We start from the raw sequence: 24059 nt of genomic DNA, 5'->3' as shown, positions 1-24059 counted from the left end.
TTAGGGGGATCAAACCAATTCAAGTCCCCCTTATCAAGGGGGATTTAGGGGGATCAAACCAATTCAAGTCCCCCTTATCAAGGGGGATTTAGGGGGATCTAAACCAATTCAAGTCCCCCTTATCAAGGGGGATTTAGGGGTATCTAACCCAATTCAAGTCCCCCTTATCAAGGGGGATTTAGGGGGATATAAACCAATTCAAGTCCCCCTTATCAAGGGGGATTTAGGGGGATCTAACCAATTCAAGTCCCCCTTATCAAGGGGGATTTAGGGGGATCAAACCTTTTGCTATATTAAATGTATCTCCAATCTCAGCGAAGCGAATTGGATTGGTTCATAATTTATCGATATTTATCCATTATGCCCCTCAACTTCTCCCGGACTCGTGACTTATTATCTAACTTCCAATTTGGGGAACTGTTTATCGAGGAATTGGGATGGTCTCATCCTCGCGCAAAAAAAACTGTTAGTATCACCGTTGACAACCAAGAATATCCCTGTCAACGGATTGCGGAAGTGTCCGGAGTAGCAGTATTAGAGGTGACAACTACCGATATACCCGATGCGAAACTTCGTCGGGACATTCACCAGCAAGTTATCGAAAGAATTGCCGAAAATCTGCTAATTTTCGTCGATGGGGGACGGACACGCAGTTTATGGTACTGGGTAAAAAGAGAGGGAAGTAAAAGTTATATCCGTGACCATCTTTATATAAAAGGACAACCGGGAGATTTATTTCTCGGTAAACTAGCGGAATTAGTCCTCGATATCACCGACTTTGAAGATGGGGAACCCTCCGTGGTGGAGGTGGCCCATCGCTTACAAAAAGGTTTCGATATCGAAAAGATTACCAAGAAATTTTATCAGGAATTTCAGCGAGAGCATTTACAGTTCCTCCCCTTTATCCAAGGAATCGATCGAGAAAGCGATCGAAAATGGTACACTTCCGTTATTCTCAATCGTTTAATGTTCGTCTATTTCCTGCAGCGCAAGGGATTTATCGATAACGACTTCAACTATCTGCAAAACCAATTACAAGCAAGTCAACGACGCGGGAAAAATTTATTTTATCGTCAGTTTCTGCAAACCCTCTTTTTTCAAGCATTCGCTAAACCAGAATCCCAACGAGATGAGACAGTAACTGCATTGGTGGGAAAAGTCAAATATCTTAACGGAGGATTATTTCTCCAACATCCCCTCGAAAATCTTTATCAAAACATTTGTATTGATGACCAAGCATTTGAGAATATCCTCGATTTATTCTCCCGTTACTCTTGGAACCTTGACGACACTCCGGGGGGAAGCGATGACGAAATTAACCCCGATGTTTTGGGATATATCTTTGAAAAGTACATCAACCAAAAAGCTTTCGGTGCTTACTATACCCGTCCGGAGATTACTGAATATCTCTGTGATAGGACGATTAATAAATGGATTGTCGAGAGAAGCAATCAACATTATCCCCGCAAACAATTTGCCAGTATTTCTGAACTACTAATTAATCTCGATTCTCCCCTCTGTCAGCTTCTGATTGAAGATATTCTTCCCCAGCTTTCTATTTTAGACCCTGCCTGTGGTTCCGGTGCTTTTTTAGTGGCTGCGATGAAGACATTAATCGGAATTTATAGCGCGGTGATTGGGACAATTGAACTACGGGGAGACAGTAAATTAAAACAGTGGTTAACAGAGGTAAGAAAATCCCATCCCTCCCTCGGATATTACATCAAAAAAAGAATTATTTCCGATAATCTCTACGGTGTCGATATCATGGAGGAAGCGACGGAAATCGCGAAACTGCGTTTATTTCTCGCTTTAGTTGCTGCCGCGCAATCGGTGACAGAATTGGAACCCTTACCGAATATTGATTTTAATATCATGTCGGGAAATTCCCTCATCGGTTTAATTCGCGTGGACGAAAAAAGTTTTAATCTCATGGGAGAGGAAAACATTCTGCAAACCCTCACCGCGCAAAATTATCAGGCAATTCTCGCGGAAAAAAATCGCAGTATTGAATTATACAAAGAACACGCTTTTCGGTTGGGAGAAGTAGAGGGAACCCCCCAAGAAAACCGTCTCCAGATGTTACGCAATCACATCGAGGATGTCAACCGCGAATCGGTGCAGAAATTAAACCAAATTCTCTTAGATGAGTTTAGCGGTAAGTTGTCAATTAAGTACGAATCCGCACAATTAACGGGAAAAGCAAAGAAACGTTTATTAACTCTTTCTGATATGCAGTCCCTGAAACCCTTCCACTGGGGTTATCACTTCGATAAACTGATTACAGAAAAAGGTGGTTTTGATGTGATTATCACCAATCCCCCTTGGGAAGTCTTTAAACCCCAAGCGAAAGAATTTTTTTCTCAGCATAGCGACTTGGTGACTAAAAATAAAATGGACATCAAGACGTTTGAAAAGGAACAGAAAAAACTGTTAACTAATCCCGAAATCGCTCAAGCATGGTTAGAATATCAAAGTCAATACCCCCACGTTAGTCTCTATTTTCGTTCCTCGGAACAATATAAAAATCAAATCTCTATTGTCAATGGTAAAAAGCAAGGGACGGATATTAATCTCTATAAGCTTTTTGTTGAACAATGTTTTAATCTCCTCCATCCCCAGGGAGAATGTGGAATAGTTATTCCCAGTGGAATTTATACCGATTTGGGAACCAAGCAACTGCGGGAAATGTTATTTTCTCAGACAAACCTGACAGGATTATTTTGTTTTGAAAATCGTAAAACAATTTTTGAAGGTGTAGATAGTCGCTTTAAGTTTGTCATTCTAACTTTTGAGAAAAATAAACAAACTCTTTCCTTTCCTGTGGAATTTATGCGTCACGATGTTGAGGAATTACAACGTTTTCCCCATAAAGATAGTTTAGTAATTAGCGTCGATTTAATCCGCAAACTATCCCCCGATTCCCTCTCGGTAATGGAATTTAAACAAGATATAGATATTCATATCGCTGAAAAAATGTCTCATTTTCCCCTGCTAGGAGAAACCCTTCCCGATACATGGAATCTCAAGTTAACTCGCGAATTTGATATGACTAATGATAGTTATTTATTTAAAACTGAACCCGCAAAGGGAAGACTACCTCTCTACGAAGGAAAAATGATTCATCAATTCACCCATCGGTATGCTTTACCGAAATACTGGTTAGATGAAAAGGAAGCAAGACAAGCTTTATTAAAACGCGGTGAAGTCGATAAAGGTCAAATCTTGGACTATCAAACCTATCGTTTAGGATTTCGTGATGTTGCTAGAAATACGGATATTAGAACTATGATAGCTACAATTTTACCTCCTAATTCATTTTGTGGCAATACAATAAGTTTAGAAAAAATAGATAAGCAAGTAGCTATAAGTTTAAAAGAAAAATGTTATCTATTATCCATTTTTAATAGTTTTGTTTTTGATAGAAGTATCCGAGATAAAGTTACATCTCATTTATCATTATTTTATGTTTATCAGAACCCTATCCCCCGATTAAAAGAGGGAGATAAATACTTTCAGGAGATAGTAGAAAATGCGGCAAAATTGATTTGTACCACAGAAGAATTTGAGCAATTAGCGAAAGAAGTGGGGATAGGTTCCCATAAAAATGGAGTAACAGAAGAAGCAGAAAGAATGGCAATTAGAGCGAAATTAGATGCAATAGTCGCCCACTTGTATGAATTAACCCCAACAGAATTTCAACATATATTAAGTACCTTTCCCCTCGTCCCCGAAAGCGTCAAAACTGCCACCCTCGAAGCTTATCAAAACCTGTAAGGGAATTATGAATTATGAATTATGAATTATGAATTGGGAAGTGGGGAAATTGAACTAAAACCCCATAAACCCCAAAACCTGTCCCTTGACTGGAAAATAGAAGCTAAAATAACGCCAATTCTTCAATCAGAATAAATCCCTTGAGTACAGGCTACATATCAAGAAAAGCACTCCACTTGCAAGAGTGCCTCTTAAATTATTACAGATGTATCAGCAGCCGCGTGTAAGCATCCCACCGAAAAACTAATGCGCGGGGGGTTTGGGGGCGGCGCCACGCCCCCAACGGGGGGTTTGGGGGGTAGAACCCCCCAAAAACTTGGATTGAGCAATAAAATCGCAAGTAATACTCAATCCCTTGAGTATAGTTTACATATCAAGAAAAGCACTACTACCCCCAAAGGGTAGGGTTGATTCATGAATCAACCCTACATTACTGAACGAGTACGGAGGGAGTCGAACCCCCGACACCCAGGACCGGAACCTGGTGCTCTATCCTCTGAGCTACGTACCCACGATAAAATACCATTACATTATACCACTAGCCGGCGCAGTAGAGCAGAAATTTCCCATGACTAGCGATCGCTCTTTAAAATTACTTATCAGTAACGATGACGGTATTTCCGCGCTAGGAGTCCGCACCCTTGCCAACACCCTCGCTGCCGCCGGTCATCAAGTCACCGTAGTTTGTCCCGACGGCGAGCGCTCTGCCACCGGTCATGGCTTAACCTTACACCATCCCATCCGGGCCGAACAGGTGGAAGGAATTTTTCACCCCGATGTGATTGCCTGGTCCTGCTCGGGAACTCCCGCCGATTCGGTAAAATTTGCCCTTAGTGCCGTCCTCAAAGAGCCTCCCGATTTAGTTTTAGCCGGCATTAACCACGGGTCTAATCTCGGTACTGATATCCTCTATTCTGGCACGGTTTCCGCGGCCATGGAGGGATTAATCGAAGGTATTCCCAGTATTGCTGTTAGTCTGGCCAGTTTTAAAGCCTGTGATTTCCAACCGGCTGCGGATTTTGCCCTCACTTTAGTCAGAAAAGTCACCCTTAACCCTTTTCCTGTTCCCACTTTACTCAATGTCAACGTCCCTCCGGTTAGTAGTGCCGAAATCAAGGGAGTGAAAATCACTAGGCAGGGATTGCGACGCTACGAGGAAACCTTCGAGAAAAGACTGGACCCCAGGGGTAAAAGTTATTACTGGTTAATTGGGGAAGTGGTGGAAGATATCGAACAACCGGACTACAGCCATTTACCCCCGGAAGTGCCTACGGATGTACGCGCTATTGGCGAGAATTTTATCACCATCACGCCCCTACAATACAATTTAACTGATGTACAGGGTTTTCAACATTTGCACCGGAATTCTTGGCTTGATTGAGGAGCATCTCATGATATTCTGATTCAATCATTAGCGTTTGAGAGCCTATGTCCCCTCAATTTAATTTTCAAGAAAACGAACTCGAAGAAGCGGATGTCATAACCCTCTGGGATGAGCAAGGTCGATCGCTAGACTGTTATATTGAGAATGCCTATGAAACCGATGACCTTACCTATATGCTTCTTGTCCCCGTGGATACCCCGGTGATGATTCTAGCTTGGGATGAGGAATCGGAGGAAGAAGAATCTGATGCCTTCTTAATCGAAGATAGTGAGGAAATTGAGCGGATTTTCGCCGATGCTAAGGCAGTTTTAGCAGAATTAGACCTATTGCTCAAATCCACTGCTCACACCTTGACTGTTAGTGGTGAATTGCCTCCCCTGGAAGAAGATAATGTTCTCAGTTTAGAAATCGATAGCGATGAACCTTCCTCGTCATCAGAGCCGGAAGAATTGCAATTTCTCGCCAGTTTCTTTTCCGAAGACCAAAAATACTCGATTTACAGTCCCCTTGCTCCTTTGTTATTCTTAGCTGTCGGTGATGCGGAAGGGAAAGTTGAATTAGTTTCCCCCGATGATGACGGTATGGGACCGATTCTAGAGGAACTTTTGTTTGATGAACTCGATTAATTACTTGATTTTACCAAATCCGCCGACCAAATTTATCGATAAATCTAGTTACAGTATATCTTTCGGGATTTCATCATCATTGCGATTAACACGGATTTGGTATTTTTTCTTTAAATTACGGCGTTTATCATAAAGATGAAGTATAACCTAACTTGGTATTAACGACCGGCTCCTGTCTTCCCAAAATAAAAACCTCATACCTCACTATTAAGATAAATGCTATATCACCACAACTAGGGGAGAGCTTTAAAGATTAGCTATTTTTCTGGTGATAGTGAGGATGAAAGGTTTCCAAGCAAGACTGATTAAATAACCCAATCCTGCCACTAAAATAATTGTCGCCCCCGAGGTGAGATTTAAACTATAGGATAACCATAAACCAACCAAAGTAAAGACAATTCCTAAGATAATCGCTAGGACCATCATTCCCTTCATATTTTTAACAAATTGTCCGCTGATAGCGGCGGGAATAGTTAACAAAGCAATTACCATAATTAATCCTACTACCTGCATTACTGCCACAATAGTTAAAGCGGTTATTCCCATTAAACCCAAATAAATTACCTCCACGGGAATATTGCGAATAATCGCAAAGGTTTCATCAAAAGATATGGCTAACAACTCCTTATAAAAGATACTAACTAAGGCTATAATTAATATATCTATGCCCGCCATTATCCATAAATCATCCCTCGGTACAGTTAAAATACTACCAAAAAGATAACTCATCAAATCAGCTTTATAACCGGGGGTTAAATCAATAAAAATTACCCCAATCGCCATACCAATCGCCCACATCACCCCGATTAAAGTATCAGCTCTCTCCCGGATGCGACGCTGTAAAAACCCCATGCCTAAAGCCGAAAAAAAGGTAAAAAATATCGCCCCCACCAGGGGATTAATCCCAAAAAAATAGCCGATTCCTATCCCTCCATAGGCAGCGTGAGCGATTCCCCCACTGATAAAAACCACACGATTAACTACTACCAAAGTACCCACAATCCCACAGGCAATACTAACTAATATTCCTGCGGCAATCGCATGGCGCATAAAATCAAATTGTAAAGCCTCTAGCATAGGGTGTGGGGTGTGGGGTGTGGGGTGTGGGGAGCTTTTTTAGTAAACAGTAAACTCAAAACTCACATCTGATAACTGATAACTGATAACTGATTATTGATAACTCTCAATTACTTGACGAAAATCGCTTTTTTGTTTGACTCCGCGCATTTCCTTGACTAATTCCCGGTCCTTAAAGAATTGTACCGTGGGAGTCCCAGTTACTTGACCCATTTTGGCAATTTCCGGGTCAGCTTCGATGTCAATTTCCACAAAATAAATTTTGCCATCGTACTCATCGACCACTTTATCTAAAATCGGTTTCAGGGTTTTACAGGGGCCACAGGTGGGAGAAACATATTTTACCATTAACAAGCGATCGCCGTCGTGGAATAATTTCCGCAAAGCATAACCCCCAACGTGACGGGTTTTGTTAATATCAAAAGTTTCCTCCGTATCGGCCGGGGTTTCGCTAACGGTTTTCGTCTCGTAATGTTCAGAAGTGGCTGATTGACGGTATTCTTGGATTAAATTATGCTCCGATAACCATCTTTCTGCCAATAACGCCGCCATACACCCCGTACCTGCGGCAGTGATTGCCTGACGGTATTCGTGGTCCTGCACATCTCCGGCGGCAAAAACCCCCTCGACGCTGGTAGCAACAGTCCCCGGTTTGACTTTCACATAACCCACCTCGTCTAATTCTAGTTGTCCTTGGAATAGGGAAGTATTGGGAGTGTGACCGATGGCATAAAATAACCCTCTAACGGCTAATTCCCTGATTTCTCCCGTTTGCGAGTTTTTAATGCGTAATCCCTCCATTTTACTGCCTGTACCGAACACATCCAGTGCTTGGGTGTGAAAATGAACAGTAACTTTCGGATTATTTAACACCCGGTCCTGCATTGCTTTCGAGGCACGCATCGCTTCCCCGCGTATCAATAAATGGACGTGAGAGCCGTATTTAGTCAAATATACGGCTTCTTCTGCCGCCGAGTCACCGCCACCGATGACAGCGAGGTTTTCCTCTCTAAATATCGGTGTAGCACCGTCACAGATAGCACAAGCGGAAATGCCGTTACTCCAGAATTGGGCCTCGCTGGGTAATCCTAAGCGTTTGGCAGTGGCTCCTGTGGCGATAATAATACTATTGGCCTTAACTTCCCGGTCCGTGGAACGAATGGTAAAAGGACGCTGACTTAAATCCACCGAGATAACATCTTCGGTATAACATTGGGTCCCCCATCTTTCGGCCTGTTCCTTCATTCTTTCCATCAGCTTCGGACCGGTGATTCCTTCGGGAAAACCGGGGAAATTTTCTACTTCTGTGGTGGTCATCAGTTGTCCCCCCGGAATGCCTCCCGCTTGGAAACCCTCAAACATCAAGGGTTTTAAGTTCGCACGTGCCGCATAAATCGCCGCCGTATATCCCGCCGGTCCCGAACCAATAATGACTAAATTCTCGACAGTCATAACCGTAAATGCAACTCATAACGACTACGCTTTTTATTATAGCAGAATCAGTTACTGGTTATCTGTGTCATATGCGTCCTAACCCACCAAGAAGTAGATTTCTGCCTAAAAATCCAGAATATCTCGGATAATAGCTTTTAAATCGGCATCAGCAGGACGTTTGACAAACTGCTCATGGCTGTAAATCCAAACCAGTTTAATTGTGTAGGTAGTCGCGCTCACCAAATACATTAATCTAATTTGCCCCGCAGCACCTTTTGAAACCCGGATATCGAGCTTGTGAAAAGTCCAGCCTTCCGGCAACCGAATTTTCCCCGGTAGAGGTTCCTGGCGGGAGTTATGGGGATATTGGTCATCGATTAAATCCTCTAAAGTTTTGGCAATAAGTTCAACAAAGCTATTTTTGTGAACTTTTGCCAGTTTTTTGAAAGAGCGCTCGAAGTTGTCAGAAGATTCAATCGAGAAGGGAATTGAGCCAGTCATGCACTTCTCCTTTCCCAATAGGATGAGAAGATTCCGTCGCCAATGCTTCCTTCAAAACTTCAGACATGGCTGCTTTGTAGGCCGGATGTTCCTGTTCTATCAAATCAAGCTTTTGATAACCTAATGCTTTCATATCATCAAGGAGAATTGGCTCTGTGGAACTTTCTTCTGGTGGCAGACCTTTACGAGCCTTTTTCCAGGGAAATTCTGCGTGAGTCATATCACTCAACCTATAGGCGTGGTAGTTACCGAAATATTGCCAAATTTCTGCTAAAAGTTCTTTTTTCTCCGATGGCAGCCCAGACAAGGATTCTTGGCGAGGAATTGGTAATTGTTTAGCCTCAAAATCACTGTAGAACTTATAAGCAGCAGGACAAACCGGACCGTAACGCCATGCTTGAATTTCCTCCTTAAACAATGGTTCATCGTATAGGGCCAAATGCAAGCTCTGTGCATAATATAAAAGCTTTTGGACTTTCATATTAGTCATTTCAGCGTCTATACCATCCTCGTAAGCTCTGATAATAAAGTAGCGAGCCACAGTCAGGCAGTCAATCATAGCTCCACAAAATTTTTGGAATATCGACCTATGACCATTGTAGAAGAAATTGACAATTAGTACAAATGTATAAAGAAAGCTTAACAATGCTCATCGGGTAATGGACGAAGTTTTAATATTTGTCGTTACTGACTTTACCAGTGGGTGAAGTCTGCCGCAAATTGAGATAGGGATAAAAGCTTAATACGGGTATCTTGAGCAACTTTTTGGCGCATTTGAGCCGTATTATATCCCCAATCGGCTAAATATAAGCCCACGTCGTTTAAATCTGCTTGTTGCTCCACTAACTCCAACGCATCGAGACGATCCTCGACAAACCACAAATTAGCGGGAGATTCCGGTAAATCAGCCAGTATTTGCTGAATAGTCAGGTATTTCGGCTGTTTGATTTCCTTGCCAATTAATCTCGCTTCTGGAAAATTAATTGCTACTTTTTGTAACAATTGCTTGACAAAACGACTTTCTTTTGTAGTGATAATATAAACCAAAAAATCCGAGTCTAAAAGAGAGTCCAGGCGATCGATCGCGGGTTGATAAAATCGGTGTAAAGTTAACCAAGACTCTAGATCCGACTCAATCCATTGATCCCTAAGACCATCGAGAGCATTTGAGAGAACTTTTTTCGCTATTTTATCCCTTTCTAGCAGATTTTGTCGAATTAACGGCCAATTATTTAAAGCTTCCTCGTCGGGAATATCGAGAACGAGCGATCGCAACAGTAAAGGCATTTCCCAACCGGTTTCGATAACGGGACGAAGTTGCGAAAACCTCGGGAAAAAATCCTCGGGAATTATTTCCGGCCAAAGGGTTTCATAGGTGCGTTTGCTAATCTGAAAATACTCGATCATGCCATCACAAAGAACACCATCAAAATCGAGTGCTAGAATACGGGGGGATTGATTCATAAATGCTGGTTTAATCTCAATAATGGCAGTATAGCGCAGCTATTAGCTATTCTTTGCTTCATCGTTGACATAACATAGCTGTCTGATGATTTCGGTGACAGAATTTTTCAGTCCCTCTACATGAATCCAACCCACATATACAGCATATACAATATTTTGATGATTGTCCTGTATATAAACATGATGCACACGATATAAATCTGAGCTTAAATAAATATAACCACTGGCATCTTTGAATTTACCTTCTAGTAATATTTTTTCTTTTAAAGGTTTCATTTTTACCACATCTTTAGTCACCCCAGATATTTTGGCTATTCTTTCTATGGCAAGAGCAACACAAGTGTTATGACTGTAACTATTACCATGATTATAATCCTGCTGATTAAAATAAATTGTCTCTACGATATTTTTAGCCACTTTATCTGATGCTAGGTAATAGGTATGAGCATTAAGGGAATTTAAGACAACGGCAGCAATTTCTACAGAATCAAAAATATTGCTGGTCGCTTCTAGATAATAATCGCTTATCAAAATCTTGGATACATCGTTTATAGAATCAAAAAGAGGACGAATTGGATAAGCAATAATATCGGAGGAATTGATCAGATTATTCCAGCGCAAACGCTGGCCTTGATGCTGGCTAATAAATTTTTCAATTTGATTGGTATCAATGCCTAAAGTTAAATTTAAAAATGGGATCGGTGAACCCATTGTTGTTACACTAGATAGGGAAACTTTGCCCCGTTCTTTACCGATAAGATCACGAATTTCATGAGCGGAATCTTTAGGATCAAAACGCTCAGAAAATAACAGATCCCAAAGGATTACAGTACCCAAAGAATGGGCGACTATATGTAATTCGGTTTCCTGGGGATAAGCTTGAACAAGATCGATTAATTGGTCGGCAATAATGCGGCGAATTTGGTTTCCTCGATCGCTGCCTAAATAGCTAAATGCGTCACCGATAAAATAAGATAAATACTCTTTTCTAAAATTTTGATAGCGAAAGGATTGCTCGGGGTTAAAATTACTATTTTTCTGTTTTTGTGTCTGTAATTCTTGGTCTATATCTCGCCATAATTTTTCGGTTACTTTGAGAACATTTCCCCAAAATCCTGCATAACAGTAGGGAATAATCTGATTTTTGCGTTTACATTCTTCTTCAATTAGTTTAATTAATTTATTGGCATAACTAGCGTCTCTTGTGGCCACTCCATGAATAAAGTAAATCAGCATAATAGATTTATCTCAATAAGCGGTGATCGGAATCTCTCTTAATATACCCTTCTAGCTTCAGAAAAATATCAGGATGGAGCGAGATATAGTAATATATAATTAATTAATTAATGCGATTTGTCAAGAGATGGTGGCCTAGGCCTTGTTAAACCAGCCGACAAATTGCTATATAATACAAATGCCCGCTATTATAGAATTATATTTTTTACTTTTAACTTAGTCTTATGGTTTCGCAACTAGATAAAACTAACGTCACTGAAATTATCTACCCCGATAGCGATAGTCAACCCATGGCCGATAATACCCTACAATTTCGTTGGATTACGACAATTAAAACTAATTTAGACTGGCTATTTCGCGAGCAGTCTGATGTCTTTGTTGCGGGGGATTTACTTTGGTATCCCGTGGAAAATGATAATAAACTGCGTCAAGCGCCAGATATCATGGTGGTTTTTGGCAGACCAAAAGGGGAAAGAGGTTCCTATCGACAATGGCTAGAAAATAACATTAGTCCCCAGGTGGTTTTTGAAATCCTCTCTCCGGGTAACACCCTCACGGAAATGGCCAAAAAACAGCTATTTTATGACCGTTATGGGGTCGAGGAGTATTATCTTTATGATCCCCATAAAAACGATGCCAGTGGCGGTATAAGAGGCGAAAATCAGCTAGAAATTCTGGAAACTCTCGATAATTGGGTTAGTCCCCGTTTAGGCATTCGTTTTCAGTTGGGGGAACCAGAAATGTTGCTTTTTTATCCTGATGGACAAGCTTTCACCAGCTATAACGAGGAAAAACAACGAGCAGAGGCTGAAAAACAACGAGCGGAAAGATTAGCCAATAAACTGCGGGAATTGGGCATTAATCCCGACCAAATCTGAGAGGATGTTTCTTGGCTACTATTAAAAACGGATTTGCTCTGAGAGTGCCTATTGACTAGAGGTAATACCGCGCTGACGTAATTGGTCGATAAAAAATTCTTCCAGGGAAGCACGAGCTAAATTAAGACTGATCAAGCGAACATCCATACTAGACAGGGCAGCCAGAAAAGCATCGGGTTCTCCCTGTAATTGTCCGTGCCAACAATTATCGCGCCAATGCAAACCGAGGAGCCATTGCTGTAGTTGCTCCTCCCTACCACCTTGAACAATCACCTGATAGACATCAGCACGACCGAGAATTTGGTCGAGGGAACCGACACAGAGTAATTCTCCCCGGGCCAACAGGGCAATGCGATCGCAAATTTGTTCCACATCGGAGAGAATATGAGAGTTAAAAAAGATGGTTTTCCCCTGTTGTTTGAGGGATTGAATAATTTCTCGCACCTGATAGCGACCGATAGGGTCCAGTCCCGACATCGGTTCATCGAGAAAGACTAATTCAGGATCATTGATTAATGCTTGAGCTATGCCGATCCGTTGCATCATACCCTTAGAATATTGACGCAATTGTTTTTTCTGGGCAGTTTTGCGGTCTAATCCCACTAAATCCAATAATTCAGGAATGCGTTTTTTCTGCACAGAAGAGGGAATTTGAAAAATGCTGGCGATTAATTGCAGGAATTCCCAGCCGGTGAGATAGTCGTAGTAGTAGGCATTTTCAGGAAGATAGCCGATGCGTTGCCTGACCGAGCGATCGCCAATTGGTTGACCGAGAATCAAGGCCCGTCCAGAAGTGGGTCGGACAATCCCCAAAAGGGTTTTTAAGAGTGTGGTTTTGCCGGCCCCGTTCGGGCCTAATAATCCAAAGGTTTCGCCCTCATGGACAATTAAAGTACAGTTTTTCAAGGATTCGATTTTCTTATTTAACCAGAATCCCGTCCGATAAGTTTTTTGTAAGTTTAACGTCTCTAGCACACTTTGACGGCTGGTATTCGTCATTGTTTTGGAATCATCTCTCCTAGACTTTGCTTTTATTATTCCCCAATTGTCAGCAGCAATGTCAACAGTATCAAAATAGCCCAGTTTTGGAACCCAGAAAAATTCCAACTGGTGTTGAGAAGCGGTATCAGTGCAGTTCTGGGCTATTGCCAGCTTTCTTCTCTGGCATTGGTGTGCATTAGCCGCTAAAATCTGTTAGACAGGTAACGTTGACACTTGAGCGGCAACTGGTACAATAGTGCGAACGCTTACACAAACACAGCATGAAACAACTCCTCAATTGCCTTAATTCCCTGACAGTGGCCAGTGTAGCCACTATCGCCTTGGCTTACCCCAGCATCGCTCAAGTTAATCTGTCTGTTTATCCCGCTCCTTCCTCGTCGAACGAATCCATCGAATTATACGTTCCCCCGCCAGAAAACAATAACACCAATAATAATACCTGTACTCAATTGATTGGGGCAAATATCGATAAAATTATCAGTCAAGCTCCCAATCAGTGGGGTATATTAATCGAATCTATCGATCGCCAAACGGTTATTTATAGTCATAACGCCGATCGCTATTTTATCCCTGCTTCTAATACAAAGTTATTTACCACGGCTGCCGCTTTACAAGCGATGAACCCGGAAACGACAATTCAAAAAAAATCCCTGCGCGATTGGGTGAATATCACTAATCAGAGAAGTAATAATTTCTACGCTGACACTCTTTTTCGCTTTATCGGCGGTTCTAAAAGTGTTACTGCCATCTTGGCACAATTGGGCATCGATCCCAGTGGTTTTCGTTTAGCTGATGGTTCGGGATTATCCCGCCGTAATAATGCTACTCCCCGCTCGATCGTGGAAATTTTGCGGGTGATGTATTATTCTCCTAATCGCGATACTTTCTATGCTTCCTTACCGGTAGCGGGAATTAGTGGCACCCTGAGAAACCGAATGCGTCAGACGGCCGCTACTGGCACAGTTTACGCTAAAACTGGCACTCTCACCGGTGTGCGGGCCCTATCGGGTTATCTAGAAAACCCCCAGCAAGGACCGATGTTATTTAGCATTATCGTTAATAATCAACGGGTTTCCGGACAGGCTCTGGTGAAAGCGATCGATACTATTGTTCTACAGATGACCGAATCTCGTTCCTGTCAAGCTCAGTAGACATCTGCTAAAAATCCCCTGTCTCCCGACTCCTAACTCCTGAATTCTTCTCTATGCAAGAGGTCTAATCCCGGGGCGATTCTCGCGAGTCAATCCGATTTTTTTTGCGGAACTGATGGCCAAATTCCCTTAACCCGAGATGGGGTTAATAATAGCCATAATCTGCTTCAGTTTGGGTTTGGGTTTGGGGGGAGAGATATTCAAAATTAGAAGGATCTCGCAGAAAACGAAATATTTCTTCTTCGAGACGATGAATCAGATAGGGTTCTATGGAACTAGAATCGCGTAAACAGGCTAAATAGCCTTCAACGTATAGCCGGATCTCATCAAAACGCGAGCCACGGTGCCAAAGATCCACCATGTCATCGGTTAGTCTTTGATAGTAACGAATGGATTGGGTATCTTGGAGCATGGGCAGTAGAACAAAAAAAAGAGAGTGGGGGTAAGTGTTTATGGATCATCGTAGGGAGAATTGCTTCGGTCCCCGATATCTCTATTGTACCCACCAAATCGGCAAAACACAGGCGAGGGAATTTTCAGTGATCAGTAAAGGGTGTGGGGTGTGGGGTGTGGGGTGTGGGGTTTGGGGTGTAGGGTGTAGGGTGTGGGGTGTGGGGTGTAGGGTTTGGGGTGTGGGGAGAACAAAGCTGCCTTTTGCCTTTTGCCTTTTGCCTTCGTATAGATTATTCACGGTTTCTTTGTCTTTTTGCCCGTTCAATTTGTGCTTGTAGTTCTGCTATTTGTCGCTGCAATCTTTCGCTTTCGCTATCATTAGCATCAACATTAATTGAGCTTTTTACCCCTATTTGGGCATAGTTTCCCTGGCGAATTTGACGATAGGATTCCGAGTTAAACCATTGCTGTAGATACTGGATTCTTTCCACGGAAAAAGGATGAGTTAAAAAGGAACCATTCCCACCATTATAAATGATAAATTTATAAATCTGGTTTAAGTTATCTTGGTCTAATTGTCGATAGGCTTCTCCTTGGCGAATAAATTCTTCTAAGTTGCATTCATGCAGATATTTTTGGCTTCCTCCTGCACATTTCATTAAAGTTCTCAAGACTAAATTTAAATCATCGGTAACTAATAAAGCCGCTCTGTCTGCTGATAATTCGGCTTTTCTGCGCCATTCATAAAAGGCATAAACTAGACCAGTAGTAATGGCTTTTCCTAGTCCTAAAGTGATGTCCCCAAGAAAATTAGCCGCCCCCATCACCCAAAAAGACATTTGAATTAAAATACTATGATCGCATTTTAAATGACCTAATTCGTGGGCAAGAATTACTCGAATTTCTTCTTCATCTAAGAGGTCTAAAAGAGCAGTATTAAAGACTATATAGGGATGTTCTGAACCCAAAGAATAGGCATTGGCTAAAGGGTTTTGACTGACATAAAGATTCGGTTCTGGGAACATATCCAAATCCCGCAGACATTCGCGATAGATGCCGTATAAAGTGGCGTATTGACGAGGACCAACTTTTAAATCATTGCCCATTAATAAAATTTGTTGGGGACGTTCATAGAGATATTCGGAAAAACTTTTCGCTAATAAATCAAACCCCGGAACTGATCTTAAGGCCTGTTCAGCTTGCTGATCTAGGGGATGTTTAAAAGCTTGACTGGAGATATCAGGATAAGTTGGCATATTTTTTCAAGGAGAAAGGAGTCGTTAATCAGAAATAAACGGGTATTAATTGCCAAGTTTTTGAGTTTTTCTTGCCAAATTTTTCGAGAGAAGTGAGGGGGTTATAGTCGGGAACTACTTCTAGAGAACTCCGACTTTCTCAATAGGTTTTTAACTCTGCAAAATTGCTGATTCTAGAGTTGATTTTGGTGACATAGAATAGACCTGTGGGAGAAATGAGCTTTTTTCTTGTTAACTATCCTTAGCAATAATTCCTAGATTAGATAACAAAGCTTGTAGGTTAGTTTGCACGGTAGCGGGTTGGTATCTCTTAATAGTTTCTAGGGAATTATCAGCGAGTTTTTGCCACAATTCCCTATTATCATAGAGTTCGATCACTGCTTGGGCAAATTCCTCGGCAGTATCGGCAATTAAAACATCCTGGTGGTCAATTAATCCCATACCTTCGGCACCAATTCTTGTGGTAATAGTGGGTAATCCTAGGGAAAGACTTTGACCTATTTTACCCTTCATTCCCGCACCAAATCGCAGGGGAGCAACAAAAATACGACTCTTTTGAAAATAGGGTTCTACTTCGGGAACATAACCGGTGACAACTACTTGATCACTGGCTAATTCTTTTACTTCATCCTTGAGGTTACTTCCCAATAAATTAACGGTAATATCGGGACGGGATGCCCAAACTAAGGGCATAATTTCTAAACATAACCACTTAACTGCATCAATATTAGGAGGGTGATTGTAGCTACCAATAAATACTAAACCCGATCGCTGGTCAAAAGCAACTTTTTCTGACAGGGAAATTTCTTCATGGATATTGGGGATTACCCAAACATTTTTCACTCCTAAAGAGGATAAAACCTGCTTTTCGTCTTCCGTTACTACCACGGTTGCTTCCGCTTGATTAGCATAGTTTAACTCTAATTTCTGATAGGTTTCCCAACTCCAGCTAGTATTTTGATAATTGGGATCGAGATAGTCTTTTTGCCGTTTTAAACGCAGAAAATGCAGGTCAATTGTATCATAAATAATTGGCACTTTTGTTTTTAAGCGAATTAAGTCCATATACTTATCGCACAATTCGGGACGACACAACCAAACTCCATCGATCAGAGGTAAATATTTGATTAATTTTTCTTCTAGATTATATCTTTGCGCTGTGCCATAAATAACTTCAATTCCCAGCTGTTGCAGGACGGAAGTATAGGGTTGTTCAGGATAGCCATTATCGGGAAAGAAAATCACTGAATAGCCTAAATTGAGCAGTAGCTTAAGAATATTTAATAAACGCACACAGCCGGATTCTCGATCGTATAGTGGAACGTAGGAGTCAATGACTAAAATTGTCGGGTTTCCTTGTAAACGTCGGGCAGCTTTCGGTACATTATTAGCATCGTTATCTAGGTGTTTAGTTAATACCTTTGACCATTTTTCTCGAAACTTAGTTTGATTAATAACTTGATATTGTTTGATCCCACTGGAAAGGTCTGTTCCCGAGGTGATTCCTTCGTAGTGAATAACGTTAGATTGGGGTTGATAGAGGACTTGATAACCCAATTCTCGGATGGCAAAACATAAGTCTGTATCTTCATAATATGCGGGGATAAAGTCTTGAGAAAAACCACCCAATTGCTTAAATAATTCCGTAGGAACTAATAAACTGGCCCCCGAACAATAGTCCACGGGACGCACATAATTATATTCTGGTTCATCGGGACTATCTAAGCGTCCATAATTCCAACCATCGGCAGAATTCCAGATAATTCCCCCCGCTTCTTGTTGTTTACTATTAGCATAAATTAACTTAGAACCCACCGCACCAACTTGGGGATTATTGACAATTAATTTTAATAAACTTTCTAGACAATTTTCCAGAATACGAGTGTCGTTATTGAGAAAATATAGGTATTGACCTTTTGCTTGACTAGCTCCATAATTACAGGAACGAATAAAACCAGAGTTCTCTGCATTAGTTAATACTTTAATTCCTTTAACTAAAGTGGCTAATTGTTCTAAGGTGTCATCAGTGGAAGCATCATTAACAATGATTATTTCATAAGCTAAATCAGAACTTAAGTTAACACTCAAGGATTCCAAACAGTTAAAGGTGTAGGCAAATTGGTTATAAGCAGGAATAATAATCGAGACTAAAGGATCATCACTACTGGCAATTTCTAGGGGTCGGGGTTCAGCTAGTTTAGCACTTTCGATCACCTGTTCTTCAAATTCAGAGGAACTCTTTCCTGTGAGAATTTTGATAATTTTTCGTTTCGTCTTTTTCAGTGCTGGTTTCCATCCTTCCTCCTGGAGACTAAAGACAAATTTTTTGAGCAGTTTTTTAACTTTGAAAATAATCATTATTACCATAAATACTCCTCTGGAGAAAACCAATCTTGTGCTAAATTTAAATCTCTTTCTGCTCTAACAATAGCTCCTTCCTTTAATTGTTGCTTGAGGTAGTTTCTCTGTGGTTCCATAATATATAATTTAATCGCTTCATTAATTAAATTATTATATTCTTTTTCAGGATAATCACTACTCGCCAACCATCGATCGAGAAGTTGCATGGTATCTTCAGGGAGAGTTATCTGAAGTTGTCTGGCCATTTTGTCTTTCCTAACCATATCTAGACAATAACAATTATAAACCCCTAGAGCGATTTTAGTTGCTGTCGGGATAAATTCTCGGGGCTGCGGCGATTAATTTTTGGGTGTAGGGGTGTTGGGGATGGCTAAAAATCTGTTCAGTGTCACCCATTTCAACTATTTTACCCGCAGTCATCACCGCAATTCGATCGCAGAGGAATCTCGCTAACCAAAGATCATGAGTTATAAATAAATAAGTTAGATTAAATAACTTTTGTAACTCTAACATTAACTCTAAAACCTGTGTCTGGACACTAGCATCGAGCATACTAACCGGTTCATCACAAATAACTAATTCTGGACGAGTAATTAAAGCGCGAGCAATGGCTACCCTTTGCTGTTGTCCTCCCGATAACTCCTTAGGATAGCGTCGATAAAATTCCTCTACCGGTGTTAAACCGACTCGATCTAACATTTCTAAAACCTGTTTTTTAGCCGTTTCTAGATTAACTTTTTGATGGATAAAAAGCGGATCGGCGATACTTTCTCCCACCGTCATTAGAGGATTGAGACAAGCGAGGGGATCCTGAAAAATCATCTGCATTAAGCGTCGTTTGGGACGCATTTTTTCCCCCGATAAAGGGGTTAAATCTTCTCCTAAAAATTCCACTTTTCCCCCGGTGGGTTTAATTAACTGTAATAGGGTTCGCGATAGGGTACTTTTCCCACACCCCGACTCCCCAACTAAACCGAATATTTCCCCTCGATACAGTTCAAAGTTGACTTCATCCACCGCTTTAATAAATTTCTTTTCTTTTTTGAAAAAACCATCTAAAAAGTTACCTTCTAGGGTATAATACTGTTTTAAATTATCCACCTTTAACACCGTTTCTTTGCCTTTAATTGCTGTTGATTTTTCCTCGCGTAACTGTAGGTGTAAAGCGGCGGCTAAAAGAGAACGGGTGTAGGGGTGTTCAGGTGTATTAAAAACTGTTTTTACCGCTCCCGATTCGACAATTTTGCCCCCCTTCATCACGGCTAATCGATCGCAATATTCTCCCACCAGCGCTAAATCATGGGAAATTAACAATAATCCCATCTGTTCCTCGCTACATAAACGCTTTAATTCCCGCAGAATTTCCGCCGAAACCGTCACATCTAAACTGGTGGTGGGTTCATCGGCAATAATTAACTTAGGGTTTAATAATAAAGCTAAAGCAATGGCCACTCTTTGCCGCATTCCCCCGCTAAATTCGTGAGGATATTGGGACCAACGATTAGCGGGAATTTTTACTTTTTCTAGGACAGTACAAGCTTGACTTTTAGCTTGACGATAGGTTAAATTTCGTCGATGAGCTTGCAAAGTTTCCACACAATGATCGCCAATAGTCATCAGCGGATCCAGTCGCGTCATCGGATCTTGAAAGACTAATCCCACTGCTTCCCCGCGAAACTTTTCCAACTGTTTGCTAGATAAAGATAAAAGCGATCGCCCTTCAAAGGTAATCTCACCTTCCACGTGAGTGCGATTGGGTAATAACCTTAAAATAGCCTTACCGATGGTCGATTTTCCACAACCAGATTCACCCACTAATCCCAGAGTTTCCCCTTTGCCTATACTCAAAGATACCCCATCGATCGCCCAGGAGGGAGAACTTAATTCGGTCGGGTAGGCAATTTTTAGGTTTTTAATTTCCAACATGAGGCGATCGGTAACGATAAAAGTTAGGACTTAAGTAAGTAGTTATAATTAAATCGAAGATAGATTTTGCCTCTGATCCCCCCTGCCCCCCTTGATAAGGGGGGTGCCGATAGGCGGGGGGATCCCCCTTGATAAGGGGGGTGCCGATCCCCCCTGCCCCCCTTGATAAGGGGGGTGCCGATAGGCGGGGGATCCCCCTTGATAAGGGGGGTGCCGATCCCCCCTGCCCCCCTTGATAAGGGGGGTGCCGATAGGCGGGGGGATCCCCCTTGATAAGGGGGGCATCTGATAATTTTTAACGCCTACCTACTTAGGGTCAAGTATGCCACACAAACGGCGATCGAGCATTTAATCACTAATCGACAACTGCCCCTAACAAAAGCCGACAATACCCCTTTAAAGTCGCCACTCGCTCGCTAATTATCTGTAAACGTTTCTCCCGTCCTTGCCGGGCCGAGGCCAAAAATAACCAATCCGTCTCCAGCAATCGCCACGATCGATATAGTTCCGTCTGGACTGTGCGCCAACGATTAGCCACCTCGGGGCTGAAATTGTCATCATTTAGTGACAATATCTCCCCTTCTAGACAGGTTTGTAAAGCTTGAAAAGATTGTAACCCCGTGGAAGCATCCCCATCCAGAAGGGCAAGACTGAAATCCTCCAGTTTTCTTAACAAAGATTTGTAGGCTTGATGGTAATTTGTCGGTAGCATCCAATACAAAGCGCGTTAGAATTTGTTACATAAGATTAACGATTTGCCGTCACGGTTGCAAGTCCTCTCTCCTCTCAACCAGAGACAAAAACTTAAAAGAATCGCATCCTTTTCGCCGATCGATCCGATGCCAGTGTTAGAGAGTTAAGTAATCTGGCATCCCTTCGGCCTAATAATTTTCTAGTTATCCGTCTCCACCACCCCTATTATCCCCCCGATCCAACCATGAACGCCATCACTGCCACCCAACCAGAAACCCTCACCGCCCTTCCCCGAGCCACGGAACCGAAAAAAGCGTTAGTTTTACCCGATTGGCTGCAAGAATGCCTAATTACCTACGAAAACGACCCCCAGAATCCCGATAGCGATTTAATCTGTCGGGCCTTTAATTTCGCCTACAAACTCCACGAGGGCCAGTATCGCAAATCCGGGGAACCCTATATCGCCCATCCCATAGCTGTAGCGGGATTACTGCGGGATCTGGGGGGTGATGGGGCAATGATCGCGGCGGGATTCCTTCACGATGTGGTGGAAGATACGGAAGTCACCCCCGAAGAAATCGAGGCTAGATTCGGTGTTGAGGTGCGTAATTTGGTGGAAGCGGTGACAAAACTCTCCAAATTCAACTTTTCTAGCAAAACTGAACGGCAAGCGGAGAATTTTCGCCGAATGTTCCTGGCGATGGCTCAAGATATCCGCGTCATCGTGGTCAAATTAGCCGATCGCCTGCACAATATGCAAACCCTCGAACACCTCAACCCGCAACAGCAGCAACGCATCGCCCTCGAAACTAGAGAAATCTTTGCTCCTCTGGCTAACCGTTTAGGGATTGGGCGATTTAAATGGGAATTAGAGGATTTATGCTTTAAATACCTCGAACCCGATGCTTATCGCACCGTACAGTTATTGGTATCGGAAAAACGTATCGATCGAGAGTCCCGCATCGAAACAGTTGTTAACACATTGCGGGAAAAATTGCAAGAAATTGGCATAAAAGTTCTTGATTTACAGGGTCGCCCCAAACATCTCTACGGCATCTATCATAAAATGCACAATCAGGGTAAAGAATTCGAGCAGATTTATGATATCGCCGCCGTCCGCATTATCGTCGAAACTAAAGAGGAATGTTATCGTTGTTTAGCCGTAGTTCACGACCAATTTACTCCGATTCCCAACCGTTTTAAAGACTATATCGGTTTACCAAAAGCTAACCGTTATCAATCCCTCCATACCACCGTTGTTGGTTTAAATGCCCGTCCCCTAGAAGTGCAGATTCGCACCCTAGAAATGCACCATGTTGCTGAATACGGTATTGCAGCCCATTGGAAGTATAAAGAAACTGGTTCTAGTCAGACAACTTTAACCGCCGAGGATGAAAAATTCGCTTGGCTGCGTAATCTGCTCGACTGGCAAAAAGACCTTAAAGATGGCCAAGAATACATGGATGGCCTAAAAAATAATTTCTTTGAAGAAGATATCTATGTTTTCACCCCCAAAGGTGATGTGGTGGCCCTAGCCCAAGGCGCGACACCGGTAGATTTTGCCTATCATATTCATAGCGAAGTAGGTAATCAGATGAAAGGGGCAAGAATTAATGGTAAATGGTCAGTTCTTGATGCTCCCTTGCAAAATGGTGATCTGGTGGAAATTCTCACCAGCAAAAATAGTCACCCTAGTTTAGATTGGTTAAATTTTGTCGTTACTCCTAGCGCCAGAAATCGCATCCGGCAATGGTACAAAAAATCACGACGAGAAGAAAATATTAGCCGAGGTCGTGATTTATTAGAGAAAGAATTAGGTAAAACTGGCTTCGATGCCCTGCTGAAATCGGAACGAATGCAATCGGTGGCTAAACAGTGCAATTATGTGGCAGTAGAGGATTTATTGGCGGCTTTGGGTTACGGCGAAGTTACCCTAAAAAATGTGGTTAATCGTCTGCAAGAAACAGTTAAAAATCAACAGGAAATTTTAACGGTCAAAAATCCGCCCGATGTCCTAACTGATTCCCAATTGATTCTACCACCTTCTCCCGTTCAAAGGGCTTTACCCGTCAGTAAATCACCGATCGCCGGTGTGGAGGGATTAGTCTATCGTTTGGCTGGTTGTTGTTGTCCTTTACCCGGAGAAAATATTACTGGTATAGTTGCCCATGCGGGGGAAGGTATTGTTATTCACCGTCAGGGCTGCTCGAATGTGGAAAAAGCCGAAGCTGAACGCTTAATTCCTGTTAGTTGGAACCCTATAGATGACCAGGGACGTTATCAAACTTATCCGGTAAATATTCAGATTGAAGTGATTGATCGCGTCGGGGTTTTAAAAGATATTCTCTCTCGTTTAAGTGACCAAAATATTAACGTTCGCAATGCCGGAGTTAAGACTAATTTCGGTAAACCCGCTTTAATTTCCCTGAAAATTGAAGTAAAAGACCTGCAACAATTTGAACGCTGTGTTACTCAAATTAAGCTGATGAGCGATGTTTTAAACGTTCGTCGCATCAGTCAGGTAAAAAGCGATCGAGAGTAAGTTAAACCTAAAATTTCTGCTAATATCCCCCAAACTTCAGAGCGCCTTAGCTGTTGAAGTGCGATGCTGACACTGACTAAAACCACGAGGGCAATATCTGCACTTTTTGTCACCGAACAGCGTAGGATCGATAATGAATCTGAGCGCAAAAATCCCTATGTTATTATCCCCACTCTCAGTCATCAGTTTTCTGATTAGTTTTCTGGTGGTTGCCCTGATTATACTTTGCACGGTTATAACTTGCATTTTTTACTCAAAGACAATAATATAGTTCAAGAGTCATAATTAGAAGCAAAGCACTCATTAAAAACATGATTAACCTAGAATTCACGGAAGAAGAAAAGAACTCACTGTATTA

The 24059-nt window shown here is 41.9% G+C and carries 20 protein-coding genes and 1 tRNA gene; 7 read left to right on the top strand and 14 right to left on the bottom strand.

Annotated features, from left to right (window positions below; genetic code table 11):
- Positions 1-360 precede the first annotated feature (360 nt).
- Positions 361-3777: an Eco57I restriction-modification methylase domain-containing protein gene (locus tag IM507_RS21555; protein WP_287637723.1), complete on the top strand. Its 3417-nt coding sequence runs from the start codon at positions 361-363 to the stop codon at positions 3775-3777.
- A gap of 438 nt (positions 3778-4215) precedes the next feature.
- Here IM507_RS21555 and IM507_RS21550 read toward each other — a convergent pair.
- Positions 4216-4288, bottom strand: a tRNA-Arg gene (locus tag IM507_RS21550).
- A gap of 57 nt (positions 4289-4345) precedes the next feature.
- Between IM507_RS21550 and surE the strand changes: the two genes are divergently transcribed.
- Both surE and IM507_RS21540 read left to right on the top strand, forming a co-directional pair.
- Positions 4346-5158, top strand: a complete 813-nt coding sequence (gene surE, locus IM507_RS21545) for a 5'/3'-nucleotidase SurE (protein ID WP_002738710.1) — start codon at positions 4346-4348, stop codon at positions 5156-5158.
- Positions 5159-5205: 47 nt separating this feature from the next.
- A complete protein-coding gene (locus IM507_RS21540) occupies positions 5206-5787 on the top strand; it encodes a DUF3727 domain-containing protein (RefSeq protein WP_287637722.1) in 582 nt (193 codons plus the stop codon).
- Positions 5788-6033: 246 nt separating this feature from the next.
- On the opposite strand, the gene IM507_RS21535 is transcribed toward IM507_RS21540, so the two are convergent.
- From IM507_RS21535 to IM507_RS21510, 6 genes are all read right to left on the bottom strand, one after another.
- Positions 6034-6864 carry a metal ABC transporter permease gene (locus IM507_RS21535; protein WP_016516149.1) on the bottom strand — a complete coding sequence of 277 codons (831 nt, stop codon included), beginning with the start codon at positions 6862-6864 and terminating at the stop codon, positions 6034-6036.
- A gap of 93 nt (positions 6865-6957) precedes the next feature.
- Positions 6958-8316 (bottom strand): thioredoxin-disulfide reductase, encoded by a 1359-nt coding sequence (gene trxB / locus IM507_RS21530; RefSeq protein ID WP_287637721.1) that lies wholly within the window; start codon positions 8314-8316, stop codon positions 6958-6960.
- Between the two features lie 105 nt (positions 8317-8421).
- Positions 8422-8799, bottom strand: coding sequence for a hypothetical protein (locus IM507_RS21525; protein WP_002738925.1), 378 nt, complete (start codon positions 8797-8799; stop codon positions 8422-8424).
- Positions 8771-9358 (bottom strand): Panacea domain-containing protein, encoded by a 588-nt coding sequence (locus tag IM507_RS21520; RefSeq protein WP_042791022.1) that lies wholly within the window; start codon positions 9356-9358, stop codon positions 8771-8773. The genes IM507_RS21525 and IM507_RS21520 overlap by 29 nt, the downstream gene beginning before the upstream one ends.
- A gap of 134 nt (positions 9359-9492) precedes the next feature.
- Positions 9493-10263, bottom strand: coding sequence for an HAD family hydrolase (locus IM507_RS21515; protein WP_287637720.1), 771 nt, complete (start codon positions 10261-10263; stop codon positions 9493-9495).
- A 42-nt stretch (positions 10264-10305) separates the two neighbouring features.
- Entirely contained in the window at positions 10306-11499 is a 1194-nt protein-coding gene (locus IM507_RS21510; protein WP_287637719.1) for a lipase family protein, read from the bottom strand.
- A gap of 224 nt (positions 11500-11723) precedes the next feature.
- Between IM507_RS21510 and IM507_RS21505 the strand changes: the two genes are divergently transcribed.
- Positions 11724-12377 carry a Uma2 family endonuclease gene (locus IM507_RS21505; RefSeq protein WP_024969491.1) on the top strand — a complete coding sequence of 218 codons (654 nt, stop codon included), beginning with the start codon at positions 11724-11726 and terminating at the stop codon, positions 12375-12377.
- Between the two features lie 48 nt (positions 12378-12425).
- On the opposite strand, the gene IM507_RS21500 is transcribed toward IM507_RS21505, so the two are convergent.
- On the bottom strand, positions 12426-13376 hold the full coding sequence (locus IM507_RS21500) for an ABC transporter ATP-binding protein (protein WP_287637718.1): 951 nt from the start codon (positions 13374-13376) through the stop codon (positions 12426-12428).
- 263 nt (positions 13377-13639) lie between these two features.
- Here IM507_RS21500 and dacB point away from each other — a divergent pair, with 263 nt between their 5' ends.
- On the top strand, positions 13640-14530 hold the full coding sequence (gene dacB, locus IM507_RS21495) for a D-alanyl-D-alanine carboxypeptidase/D-alanyl-D-alanine endopeptidase (protein ID WP_002778261.1): 891 nt from the start codon (positions 13640-13642) through the stop codon (positions 14528-14530).
- A 145-nt stretch (positions 14531-14675) separates the two neighbouring features.
- On the opposite strand, the gene IM507_RS21490 is transcribed toward dacB, so the two are convergent.
- From IM507_RS21490 to patD, 6 genes are all read right to left on the bottom strand, one after another.
- Positions 14676-14942, bottom strand: a complete 267-nt coding sequence (locus IM507_RS21490) for a DUF6761 family protein (RefSeq protein ID WP_002739044.1) — start codon at positions 14940-14942, stop codon at positions 14676-14678.
- A gap of 271 nt (positions 14943-15213) precedes the next feature.
- Positions 15214-16179, bottom strand: coding sequence for a M48 family metallopeptidase (locus IM507_RS21485; RefSeq protein ID WP_002738372.1), 966 nt, complete (start codon positions 16177-16179; stop codon positions 15214-15216).
- Between the two features lie 231 nt (positions 16180-16410).
- Positions 16411-18546 (bottom strand): glycosyltransferase, encoded by a 2136-nt coding sequence (locus IM507_RS21480; protein WP_042791020.1) that lies wholly within the window; start codon positions 18544-18546, stop codon positions 16411-16413.
- Positions 18540-18785, bottom strand: a complete 246-nt coding sequence (locus IM507_RS21475) for a hypothetical protein (RefSeq protein ID WP_002738900.1) — start codon at positions 18783-18785, stop codon at positions 18540-18542. The genes IM507_RS21480 and IM507_RS21475 overlap by 7 nt, the downstream gene beginning before the upstream one ends.
- A 55-nt stretch (positions 18786-18840) precedes the next feature.
- Positions 18841-20466, bottom strand: a complete 1626-nt coding sequence (locus IM507_RS21470) for a dipeptide ABC transporter ATP-binding protein (RefSeq protein WP_287637717.1) — start codon at positions 20464-20466, stop codon at positions 18841-18843.
- Positions 20467-20821: 355 nt separating this feature from the next.
- Positions 20822-21178 (bottom strand): heterocyst frequency control protein PatD, encoded by a 357-nt coding sequence (gene patD, locus IM507_RS21465; RefSeq protein ID WP_002739345.1) that lies wholly within the window; start codon positions 21176-21178, stop codon positions 20822-20824.
- A 225-nt stretch (positions 21179-21403) separates the two neighbouring features.
- Between patD and IM507_RS21460 the strand changes: the two genes are divergently transcribed.
- The gene (locus tag IM507_RS21460) at positions 21404-23701 is read left to right on the top strand and encodes a RelA/SpoT family protein (RefSeq protein WP_002738338.1); all 2298 of its coding nucleotides are present in this window, start codon (positions 21404-21406) and stop codon (positions 23699-23701) included.
- Between the two features lie 63 nt (positions 23702-23764).
- Positions 23765-23899 (top strand): hypothetical protein, encoded by a 135-nt coding sequence (locus tag IM507_RS21455; protein WP_255527470.1) that lies wholly within the window; start codon positions 23765-23767, stop codon positions 23897-23899.
- The last annotated feature ends 160 nt before the right edge of the window (positions 23900-24059 follow it).

It is taken from the genome of Microcystis sp. M20BS1 (assembly GCF_020245305.1).
GTDB classification, from domain to species: Bacteria; Cyanobacteriota; Cyanobacteriia; order Cyanobacteriales; family Microcystaceae; genus Microcystis; species Microcystis ichthyoblabe_A.
The sequence above is the reverse complement of the archived record's forward strand: the minus strand, read 5'-3'. Positions and strand labels throughout refer to the sequence as shown.